At 60.7% G+C, this 10,193-nt stretch carries 9 protein-coding genes; 6 read left to right on the top strand and 3 right to left on the bottom strand.

The window, feature by feature from the left end; all coding sequences use genetic code 11:
* Positions 1 to 133 precede the first annotated feature (133 nt).
* The gene (locus tag PKO02S_RS19440; RefSeq protein ID WP_246067136.1) at positions 134 to 1,417 is read right to left on the bottom strand and encodes a WD40/YVTN/BNR-like repeat-containing protein; all 1,284 of its coding nucleotides are present in this window, start codon (positions 1,415 to 1,417) and stop codon (positions 134 to 136) included.
* A gap of 171 nt (positions 1,418 to 1,588) precedes the next feature.
* On the opposite strand from PKO02S_RS19440, the gene PKO02S_RS19435 reads away from it, so the two are divergent.
* Both PKO02S_RS19435 and PKO02S_RS19430 read left to right on the top strand, forming a co-directional pair.
* Entirely contained in the window at positions 1,589 to 2,605 is a 1,017-nt protein-coding gene (locus PKO02S_RS19435) for a Gfo/Idh/MocA family protein (RefSeq protein WP_127585501.1), read from the top strand.
* A gap of 187 nt (positions 2,606 to 2,792) precedes the next feature.
* Positions 2,793 to 3,908: an RluA family pseudouridine synthase gene (locus tag PKO02S_RS19430; RefSeq protein WP_373865222.1), complete on the top strand. Its 1,116-nt coding sequence runs from the start codon at positions 2,793 to 2,795 to the stop codon at positions 3,906 to 3,908.
* A gap of 66 nt (positions 3,909 to 3,974) precedes the next feature.
* Here PKO02S_RS19430 and PKO02S_RS19425 read toward each other — a convergent pair whose 3' ends face one another.
* Positions 3,975 to 4,745 carry a response regulator transcription factor gene (locus PKO02S_RS19425; protein WP_127585507.1) on the bottom strand — a complete coding sequence of 257 codons (771 nt, stop codon included), beginning with the start codon at positions 4,743 to 4,745 and terminating at the stop codon, positions 3,975 to 3,977.
* Between the two features lie 132 nt (positions 4,746 to 4,877).
* Complete coding sequence (locus PKO02S_RS19420; protein ID WP_127585499.1) at positions 4,878 to 5,960, bottom strand: lactonase family protein; 1,083 nt, start codon at positions 5,958 to 5,960, stop codon at positions 4,878 to 4,880.
* A gap of 198 nt (positions 5,961 to 6,158) precedes the next feature.
* On the opposite strand from PKO02S_RS19420, the gene PKO02S_RS19415 reads away from it, so the two are divergent.
* The 4 genes from PKO02S_RS19415 to PKO02S_RS19400 all read left to right on the top strand — a co-directional run bounded on the left by PKO02S_RS19415 (position 6,159) and on the right by PKO02S_RS19400 (position 10,165).
* A complete protein-coding gene (locus PKO02S_RS19415) occupies positions 6,159 to 6,356 on the top strand; it encodes a hypothetical protein (protein WP_127585498.1) in 198 nt (65 codons plus the stop codon).
* Positions 6,357 to 6,673: 317 nt separating this feature from the next.
* The gene (locus PKO02S_RS19410) at positions 6,674 to 7,336 is read left to right on the top strand and encodes a metalloregulator ArsR/SmtB family transcription factor (protein WP_127585497.1); all 663 of its coding nucleotides are present in this window, start codon (positions 6,674 to 6,676) and stop codon (positions 7,334 to 7,336) included.
* 381 nt (positions 7,337 to 7,717) lie between these two features.
* A complete protein-coding gene (locus tag PKO02S_RS19405) occupies positions 7,718 to 9,100 on the top strand; it encodes a glycine--tRNA ligase (protein ID WP_127585496.1) in 1,383 nt (460 codons plus the stop codon).
* Between the two features lie 171 nt (positions 9,101 to 9,271).
* Positions 9,272 to 10,165: a hypothetical protein gene (locus tag PKO02S_RS19400; RefSeq protein ID WP_127585495.1), complete on the top strand. Its 894-nt coding sequence runs from the start codon at positions 9,272 to 9,274 to the stop codon at positions 10,163 to 10,165.
* Positions 10,166 to 10,193 lie beyond the last annotated feature (28 nt).

Below are 10,193 nucleotides of genomic sequence, written 5' to 3'. Positions count from 1 at the left end.
AAAAAGTGACTAACTCCCAGCTAAAGTGCCGCCAATGAGCCGAGCTAGTGCAAAAGGTGACCAACTGCCAGCCCAAGTGCCGCGTCTGAGCGGAGTTAGTGCAGAAAGTGACTAACTCCCTCTTCAGCCGCAGCTACTGCTTCGGCTTGTCGAAGGTGAACACCTTCGTCCAGCTCGCGCCGCCGTCGGCGGTTGTGTACATAACGGACGGCTCGGTCAGGTCGGTGCCGATCCACCAGCCTTTGTTCGCGTCGGCCATGGCAAGCAGTGAACCTACGAAACCGCCGATCTCGGTTTTGCCGTTCACCCACGTCTTGCCTGCATCCTTCGTCCAGCCGATCGAGTTCGGCTTGTCGCAGGCCGGGCAATAGCCGGCGAGGAACGCTGTCTGCGGATCGACGACATAGAGCGGCCCGGGTTTGGCGCCGTTGTTCTGCGGCCCGCCGTAGTAGTCCATCGGGAAACCAGGCGCAGGACCGCCACCGGCTGTGGAGTTGGCCAGCACCGGCTGCCAGCTTTTGCCGCCGTCCGTCGTGTGGAACAGCGAGTACGACGTCTGGCTCATGCCGGATTCGCCGACCGCCTCGACCCAGGCGTCGCCCTTTCCGGCGGAACGGATGACCGCGCCGGTGAGCGGCACCGAGGTCGCACGGGACAGCACCTTTTCCCAAGTGGCGCCGCCGTCGACGGTGCGATGCACTTCGATCGTGTTGGCGCCGTTGACCGCAGCCCAGCCGTTCGCTTTGTCATGGAAGTTGGCGTCGCCGGCGATGCCGCCCGGCACCTTCAGGGTGGTCCAAGTTTTGCCGCCGTCCGTCGAATGCGCATTGCCGCTGAACGCCTCCGACTCGGAGACGAAGTGCAGGAAAGCGGCATTCGGCATCGGTCCGACGGCCGACCAGACTTTGCCGCCGTCGGCGGTGTGCAGCAGCTGGCGCTGATCGGGCTTGGCCGCGTCGGGGCTGATGACCGCCCAGGCGCTTTTCCCGTTCAGCGCGAATATTTGCTGCACGATACCCTTGCCCTGATACTGCTTCGTCCAGCTCTTGCCGCCGTCCTCCGTACGCGAGATCCAGCCGTCGCCGCCGGTCCAGCCGGCCTGCGGATCGATGAGCCGCACCGCGGTTACGCGGCCGGTCGTGTTGTCGAGCGGCGACGAGCCGCCGGGAACGGACCCGCCGGAGCCTGGCGACGGAGAAGCCGTGCCGCCGCTGCCCGGGGTTGCGCTGCCCGCAGGCGTGGCCGACGAGGACGGCGAGCCCGACATCGTCGGCGTCACGGTGGCGTCCGAGGATTCCGGCGTTGAGCTTTTGCAGCCGGACAGTATCGTGACCACAATCAAGAGCGCCAGCGTAAGCCAACGCATAGAGGCGAATAAGGGCTGATGCAAAGGTTTTTTTTGATGGATGCGGTCCATGGCAGCTCCTCCGTTTCTTCCCAGCGGTGTGCAGGTATGGTTACTATTACCCCAATAGACGAAATTCTACTCTCTAATGTTTCATCAGCAAGAGAGGACATCGGCGGACTGGCTTGAGCCCGGATCGTTTAGGGGGTACAATGAATCCATATTAGGGAAAGGAAAATATGCATGATCAGATTCGGCATCATTGGAACGAATTTCATAACGGAGGAGTTTCTCAAGGCGGTCCGGGAGCTGGATGGCGAAGTGACGGTAACCGGCTTGTACTCCCGTACGGAGGATCGGGCCGCCGAGTTCGGCTCCAAGTACGACATCCCTTATCGATACACGGATTTGCGGCAATTTGCCGAGAGCGACCAATTCGATGCGGTGTACATAGCGAGCCCGACGTCGCTGCACGCGTCGCAGTCAATCGTTTGTATGGACGGCGGCAAACATGTGCTGTGCGAAAAACCTTTTGCCTCCCATGCTGAGGAAGTAGAGGCTATGCTGGCGGCCGCCCAGCGCAACGGCGTCGTGCTGATGGAAGCGATGAAGACGACGCTGATCCCGAATTTTCAGGCGATCCGCGACAATCTGCATAAGCTGGGTCCGGTGCGCCGTTATTTCGCCAGCTTCTGCAAGTACTCATCCCGCTACGACGCATACAAGCAAGGCGTTGTGTTGAACGCTTTCGACCCTCAATTTTCGAACGGAGCGCTGATGGACTTGGGCGTCTATTGCATCTATCCGGCGATCAACCTGTTCGGCAAGCCTCAGCGCATCCAGGCGGAAGCGTTTATGCTGGATTCGGGCGTGGACGGGGCCGGCAGCATGCTGCTCAAGTACGACGGGATGGAAGCGGTGCTGATGTATTCGAAAATAACGGATTCTAATTTGCCGGTGGAAATTCAAGGGGAGAATGCGACGATGCTCGTCCAAGGCGTCAGCCAGCCGAAAAAGGTCGAGATTATGTACCGGAACGGAACGGTAGAGGATGTGACCGTTCCGCAGTCGCCGGTGACGATGCAGTATGAAGTGCGGGAGTTCGTACAGCTGGTCAGGGAAGGTCGTGCGGAGTCCGAGGTGAACACGCATGCTCGGGCGCAGACCGTCATGGAGCTGCTGGACGAAGCGCGGGAGCAGATCGGGCTCGTCTTCCCGGCGGATGCCACGCGCCAGCGGAGGGAGAATGGACATGCGTAAGCAGACGAAATCAGGCCAACCGAGATCAAGCGAACCGAGATCAGGCCAACCGAGAGCAGCGGGCAGCTCCGGCAGCGCTACCGGCGGTCGTCCGGCTAGAAGCCGCGACCGGCAAGCGGACGCGTCACCTGCTGCAGGGAAATCAGCCGGTCGAGGCGCACCGCGGACCGGGGCAACCCGGCAGCCGGTGGAGGAGTACAGCACGCGTCCGCGTCCGGAGCGCTCCGAGCGAGGCGCAGCGCGGACGGGCAGCCGCAACAGCGGCGGTGGCGCTGCGCGGGCAAGCGCTAGCGGCGGGGCCGCGGCGGCCCGCACGCAGGGCAGGGCCGCTCCGGCAGGTGCCGGCACACGCGGTGGGACCGCTCCAGCCGGAGCCCGCCCCGCTGGCCGCCCGCCAGGCCGCGGCCGAACGCCGTCGGCGCCGGCGAAGCGCTACACGGTGCAGGCGCCGGGCGAGCTGCTCGCGTTCCTGCTGCAGGCGCTGAAGGGCGAGGGCCGCAACAGCGTGAAGGCGATGCTCGCGCGCGGCCAAGTGAGCGTGAACGGCCGGGCTGTCACGGCCTACAACTACGAGCTGCTTCCCGGGCATACGGTTGCCGTCAGCGCGGGCAAAGCGGCACCCGAAGAGGCGCCGCTCGTCGGGCTGAAGATTCTGCACGAGGACCGCGACCTGCTCGTCGTGCAGAAAGAAGCAGGCCTGCTGTCGATCGCCACGGAGCAGGAGAAGGAAGTGACGGCGTACCGCCAACTGACGGCGCATGTGCGCCGCCAAGACCCAAACGCCCGTATATTTATCGTACACCGGCTCGACCGGGACACGTCCGGCGTCATGCTTTTTGCGAAGAGCGAGAGCATCCAGCAGCAGCTGCAGGACAACTGGAAGACGATCGTGAAGGAGCGGACGTACACGGCGCTTGTCGAAGGTTTGGTCAAGAAGCCGGAAGGCACGATCAGCTCCTGGCTCAAGGAAAGCAAAACGCTGAAAATGTACTCCAGCCCGACGCCGAACGACGGCCAGCACGCCGTGACGCATTACAAGGTGCGGCTCTCGAACAAGCAGTTCACCCTGCTGGACGTGACGCTCGAGACCGGACGCAAAAACCAGATCCGCGTTCATATGGAGGACATCGGCCATCCGATCGTCGGCGACAAGAAGTACGGAGCGCGCAGCGCCTCCATCGGCCGGCTGGGGCTGCATGCGCGGGTGCTCGCCTTCACCCATCCGACGACCGGCAAGGCGATGCGGTTCGAGACCGCGATCCCCAAACCGCTGATGCGGCCCTTCAAGGACGCGCCGCAATAATCGCCGCCAAAGAAGCCTTCGCCAGATCACGTGAATCACGTGGTCGGGACGAAGGCTTCTCTGCTATTACGGATACATAAATTTATAGCCGATCCCCCATACCGTTTTGATATGGCGGGGTTGTTTCGGATTGTCTTCCACTTTTTTGCGCAGGTTCGTGACATGCACGTCGATCGACCGCTCATTTACGTAGGAGTCGATGCCCCGAATGGAGTTGATCAGGTCGTCGCGGCTGAATACCTTGCCAGGATGCTGGTAGAACAGCTTCATGATCTCGAACTCGGAGAACGTAGTCTCCACGAGCTCTTCGCGGATGTAAACCGAGCGGCGCTCCAAGTCTAGTCGGATGCGCTCCGCAGACTGCAGCGGCGAGGCCGCAGTAACGGCCGGAGGCAGAGCTGAAGGCAATGGCGATTGCGGTGCGGGTGTCGGCGCAGGCGATAGGGCGGAGGCCGTCTGGGCGAAGGCCAGCGGGGCGATATGGGCGCGCCGGCCGATGGCCAGCATCCGGGCTTTGAGCTCCTGCATGCTGAACGGCTTGCACATGTAATCGTCGGCGCCGGCCGTCAACGCTTGGATGCGGCGGCTGACATCCGCGTTCATCGAGATGATGATCACCGGGACGTTCGACAGCTCGCGAATGACGGCGCACAGCTTCATGCCGTCCGTATCGGGCAGCACCAGATCGAGCAGAATCATGTCCGGTCGGAGCTGCTGGAGCTCGTTCAGACCGGCTTGTCCGGTGTCGACCCGCAGCACCTCGAATTGCTCCTCGACCAAATACATGCTCAGCATATCCCCGAAAATTGGATCGTCTTCGATAATAAGAACCTTCATTCCGAGCGACACCTCGAGCATCAAGTTTTTTCCATACGAATCTACCTTCATTATATCGGCTCGGTTTTACCCCGTCTATTATAAAAACATGCGATCTGTCAGCTCGCTTGCCATCTCATTGGCTGATAGCGGCTACACGGTCAGAAACTTAACGCATACTGGCTTGGACAGCTTCAACTCGTGGCCGGTCGGCTGCAGGCGGCCGGTCTCGGCGTCGCGGGCGAAGGTCACTACATTGTTGCCGTCGCGGTTGGCGGCCAGCAGGAAACGTCCGTCCGGCGACAGCGCGAAGTTGCGGGGATGTCCGCCGCGTGTGGATGTATGCTCTACGAGCGTTAGCGTTCCTGCGGACTCATCGATCCGATAAACGACGATGCTGTCGTGGCCTCGATTCGAGCCGTACAGGTAGCGGCCATCCGCCGAGATGTGAATGTCCGCGCAGGCGCTGGAGCCCTCGTAGCCGTCCGGCAGCGTGGACACCGTTTGCAGCTTGCGGAGCGTGCCCGCCTCCCCGTCGTAGGCGAATGCCGCCACAGTCGAATCGAGCTCGTTGATCACGTAGCCATATCGCTGCGAGGGATGGTAGGCAAAATGCCGCGGCCCTGCGCCGGGCTCCAGGTATGCTTCGCTATGCGGAAGCAGCTTGCCGTTCGCCAGATCGAGCTTGTAGACGAGAATGCGGTCCAGCCCGAGATCGGGCACGAGGGCATAGCGGTCCGCCGGATCCGGGAACACGGAGTGCGGGTGGGGTTGATTTTGCACGGGGCGGACGCTGCCTCCGGCATGCTGGCGCACGTCGGACGACGCGCCGACACGCCCGTCCGGCTCCACGGCTGACAGACCGATCATCCCGCCGCGGTAGCTGGCGACCATCAGATGGCGGCGCGTGCCGTCGAGCGCAATGTGGCAAGTCGGCGACGCCACCGTCACCGCCTTGTTCAGCAGCGTGAACCGCCCGCTCTCTTCGTCGATGGAGAACGCCGCAGCCGCCCCGACTCGTTGGCCGGTCGCGTCCGCTTCCTCGGTGATGGCGTAGAGCCTTTTAGCCGGTGCGTCGATTGCGAGGAAGGTTGGATTTTGCAGGATGTCCGTCTGGTCGATCAGCGTCAGCTCACCGGTTTCCGTGTTGTAGCCGCAAGCGTACAAGCCCGGTGTGCCGGCTTCCGCGTAAGAGCCGATGTAGGCATATGTGCGGGTGTTAGGGTTGGTATTCAAAGGGGGTTCCTCCTCCGTATGTAGAGCTCATGCTACAGCCATTATCGCAAATCGAAGTACAGGCCGCAACGGAGCGATTTCGGCAGGCGAACGTTTGGACATAACGATTTACGCACTTGTTTTCGCTGCCGATTCGCGATACAGTGGAAGGACAAGAGCACCATTCCCATCCGTACATCCTTAAGCGAGGTGAGATCAATGACGGAATCGCAAGAACCGAAGAAGAAGTCGCTGGCGGAAGCGGCCAAAGCGATGCTGGCGCAGAAGAAGCAGGCGCAGCAGGGCGGCGGGGCATCCCATCAGAAGTCGGGGTTCAACAACGGGCCGGCTATGAAGAACCAGAGCCAGAACGTCAACAAGCCGAACAGCATGCGTCGCAAGATGGGCAGCTCGTAACACGCGGCGCCTTTGCAACAGCATACATAAGAGTCCGCCGGACTTGGCGGGCTCTTTTTTGCGTTTCCGCGCCACCGTCGATTCCAGCACAATTAGTCCGTTTCGAGTAACAGTTCGGCTGATGACTACCGGCATCGGAGGTTTGTTCATGCTGGCGGTCGATATTAGGCGGATCGGTGGCTGAGGCAGGGAAAATGCTATATCGGAAGCGCCGCAGCACGGAGCGTCTCGCGAACCTGGGCGAGTAGCCTGTTGACACCCACAATAAATTTGATTACTATCTAATTAGATAAATGTTTAAAGAGGTGCCGAAGCCCATGCAATTAGATAAAATCGTCAACTACCACAAGGCGCTGGCCGACCCGACCCGCGTTCGCATGCTGCTGCTGCTGGCCGATGGAGAATGGAACGGTCAGGCGCTGGCCGAGAAGCTGTGCCTCTCGACGGCGACGATCACCCACCACGCGGCTAAGCTGCGGGAGGTGAGTTTGATCCATGAGCGGCGCGACAAGAACACGATTTATTTTTCGCTGAACCATTACTTTCTGAAGGCCCACGCCACCGCGCTGACGGATAGGATCTACAAGAAAGGAGACAACCCGATCGCCATGGACAACAATAAGGCCACTGCCCGCCAATCCGACCAGCCTGCAGCCTCACTAGACCGAGATCAAGATCAAGATCAGCAATCCAGGCTCGAGCAGTCCGTGCTGCGCAATTTCATCACCGCCGAAGGCAGGCTCAAGCATATCCCGGCCCAGCTCAAGAAGAAGCTGATCGTGCTGGAGCATATGGTGTCGCAGTTGGAGCGAGGGCGCAAGTACACGGAGAAGGAGATCAACCTGTTTATCAAAGGCTTCCACGACGATTTCGCCACCCTGCGCCGCGAGTTCATCATGCACCAGTTCATGTACCGCGAGCAGGAGGTGTACGAGCTGAATCCGCCGGAGCTGTGGACGCATTGGCAAAATCTCCGCTAAGCCCATCTTGACGCGCGCACATTGCTTTTTACCGTAAATTTCTGTACAATAGGGCACAACTGAATGATGTACGGCTGTGAAGGGTGAATAGTACCTGTTGCGACCTTGCTGCATAGCGATCCGGGGACGGTGAAAGCCCGGGGCGAGCGTTCGGGGAAAAGGCGGCCTGGAGCTGTAAAACGAACAAGGTGGACGTACCGGCCATTCGGCCTGCTGCATGAGGCGGATTCGTACGGGCGTCAACTAGGGTGGAACCGCGGGTGAGAAGCTCCCGTCCCTAGGCATGTCGATCATGCTTAGTGGATGCGGGCTTTTTTTGCGTCTTGCGTCCGAGCGGTCGGCGACAGCAACCCATTTTCCATGTAAAAGGAGAGGCTAGCAATGAGTGTCGCAATGGATCAAGTAGTCGCGTTGGCCAAACACAGAGGTTTCGTCTTCCCGGGCTCCGAGGTATACGGCGGTCTCGCCAACACATGGGATTATGGCCCGCTTGGGGTCGAGCTGAAGAACAACGTCAAGAAGGCCTGGTGGAAAAAGTTTATCCAGGAATCGCCCTACAACGTAGGTCTGGACGCCGCCATTTTGATGAATCCCCAAGCTTGGGTGGCTTCCGGCCACGTAGGCAACTTCAACGACCCGATGATCGATTGCAAGCAGTGCAAAGCCCGCCATCGGGCGGACAAAATTATCGAGAACGCGCTGGACGCCAAGGGCATCGAGATGGTAGTCGACGGTTTGTCGTTTGACCAGATGATGGACCTGATCCGCGAGCACAACATCGCCTGCCCGGACTGCGGCAGCAAGGACTTCACCGACATCCGCCAGTTCAACCTGATGTTCAAGACGTTCCAGGGCGTGACGGAGTCGAGCACGAACCAGATTTATCTCCGTCCGGAGACGGCGCAAGGCATTTTCGTCAACTTCAAGAACGTGCAGCGGACGATGCGCAAGAAGCTGCCTTTCGGGATCGGCCAGATCGGCAAAAGCTTCCGCAACGAGATCACGCCGGGCAACTTCACGTTCCGGACGCGCGAGTTCGAGCAGATGGAGCTGGAATTTTTCTGCAAGCCGGGCGAGGACTTGAAGTGGTTCGAATACTGGCGCAACTATTGCCATCAATGGCTGCTCACCCTCGGCGTGAAGCCGGACAGCATCCGCCTGCGCGACCACTCCGACGACGAGCTGTCGCATTACAGCAACGCCACGACGGACATCGAGTACAAATTCCCGTTCGGCTGGGGCGAGCTGTGGGGCATCGCGGACCGCACCGACTATGACCTGAAGCAGCATATGGAGCATTCCGGCGAAGACTTCAACTATATCGACCAAGACAATAACGAGCGCTACATTCCGTATTGCATCGAGCCTTCGCTTGGCGCCGACCGCGTCACGCTCGCGTTCCTGATCGACGCGTACGAGGAGCAGCAGCTGGAGGGCGACGACAGCCGTGTCGTGCTGCGGTTCCACCCGGCGCTGGCGCCATACAAGGCGGCGGTGTTCCCGCTGTCCAAGAAGCTGTCCGAAGGCGCGCAGCAGGTATTCGCCGACCTCGGCAAACACTTCATGGTCGACTACGACGAGTCCGGCTCGATCGGCAAGCGGTACCGCCGCCACGACGAGATCGGCACGCCGTTCTGCATCACGTACGACTTCGAGTCCGAGACGGACGGCAAGGTGACCGTGCGCGACCGCGATACAATGGAGCAAACCCGGCTGCCGATCAGCGAGCTGAAGGCGTTCTTGGAGGAGCGCATCGCGTTCTAAATGGGTTATGAACAGACTGGCCTGCCCTTGTGGATACGGGGGCGGTCAGTTTTTTGTTTCACGAAGCGGAAGCGATCGTGGAGCAGGAGGAGTTGCGGCGCGCCATTCAGAATTGGGGGATTGCCGCCGATAACATAGAGTAATGATCATCCATTACGAGGAGGTGCCGGTGTGACGGAGCCATATTTGGCCGGCATCGATTGTGGCTTTTCCCGGTTGACCGAATCGACCGGCTTGCTCTGGCTGACGCCGTCTGCACATCGAGATGGCCGGTGCTCGTTCGATTTCATCAGCCGAAATGCGTTCTATGAGCGCGGTAAGTTGTTCGATTTGCTCGTAGTAGACGGACCGCTCTTGCCGGGGATGTATCCGGAGTACGAGCTGTCGCTGGAGCGCCGGCTGTGCGAGCGGCTTTTCGTGAAGGGCGAGTTCCGCACCCGCTGTAAGCCGGGCGAAAGCCACTACGGCCACGGCTTGGCGCTGCGTCGCTCCGGCGGGGACGCGCTATCCCAGTTCGCCGGGCGCGTGCGGGAGCATCTGCCGATTCCGAAGGTGGCCGGCGCCAAAAACATCGTCGAATCGTTTCCGAACGCGGTGATGGGGCTGCTGCTCGAGCCGACTGTCTTCGATGCCTTGCCCGGAGTGTCGCGGCAGAAGTTCGACGAGCTGTACGACTACGCAATCGCGCCGGCTGTCCGGCTGTTTGAGCGGTTCAAGCCTTACGTCGGCCGGTGGAGCGAGCACCCGACGTTCTGGGGGCGGATCGCGTCCGCCACGCGCCGCGATCATGAGGAGCGAGCGGCGCTCGTGTGCGGCTTGATGGCGATGTGCATTCATGAGGGCCGCTATGTCGCGGTTGGAGAGCCCCGCGGAGGGTATTTGTTCCTGCCGCCGTTCGCGCTGTGGCACCCTTGGGCGGTCAGGGCGCTCCAGGCGAATATTCGCCTGCTGCTGGCGGAGGAGCCGGAGGCGGCGATCGAAGTGTGGTCGGACGGGGTTTGCCAGACGCTGCATGCGGCGCATTCGGAGCTGCAGCTAAAGCGTGTTGAAGCCGCTCGCGAGTGAATAAGGTGATCCCATAACGTTATTCCAG

The sequence above is a fragment of the Paenibacillus koleovorans NBRC 103111 genome, assembly GCF_004000845.1.
GTDB classification, from domain to species: Bacteria; Bacillota; Bacilli; order Paenibacillales; family NBRC-103111; genus Paenibacillus_AA; species Paenibacillus_AA koleovorans.
Note: the sequence above shows the minus strand (reverse complement) of the source record. Positions and strands in the feature narration are given on the sequence as shown.

What these genes read in the sequence shown, in the direction of transcription:
- PKO02S_RS19440 (WP_246067136.1), bottom strand. Translation starts at nt 1,417, where the DNA reads ATGGACCGCATCCATCAAAAAAAACCTTTGCATCAGCCCTTATTCGCC.
- PKO02S_RS19415 (WP_127585498.1), top strand. Translation starts at nt 6,159, where the DNA reads ATGACGGAATCGCAAGAACCGAAGAAGAAGTCGCTGGCGGAAGCGGCC.
- PKO02S_RS19425 (WP_127585507.1), bottom strand. Translation starts at nt 4,745, where the DNA reads ATGAAGGTTCTTATTATCGAAGACGATCCAATTTTCGGGGATATGCTG.
- PKO02S_RS19410 (WP_127585497.1), top strand. Translation starts at nt 6,674, where the DNA reads ATGCAATTAGATAAAATCGTCAACTACCACAAGGCGCTGGCCGACCCG.
- PKO02S_RS19435 (WP_127585501.1), top strand. Translation starts at nt 1,589, where the DNA reads ATGATCAGATTCGGCATCATTGGAACGAATTTCATAACGGAGGAGTTT.
- PKO02S_RS19405 (WP_127585496.1), top strand. Translation starts at nt 7,718, where the DNA reads ATGAGTGTCGCAATGGATCAAGTAGTCGCGTTGGCCAAACACAGAGGT.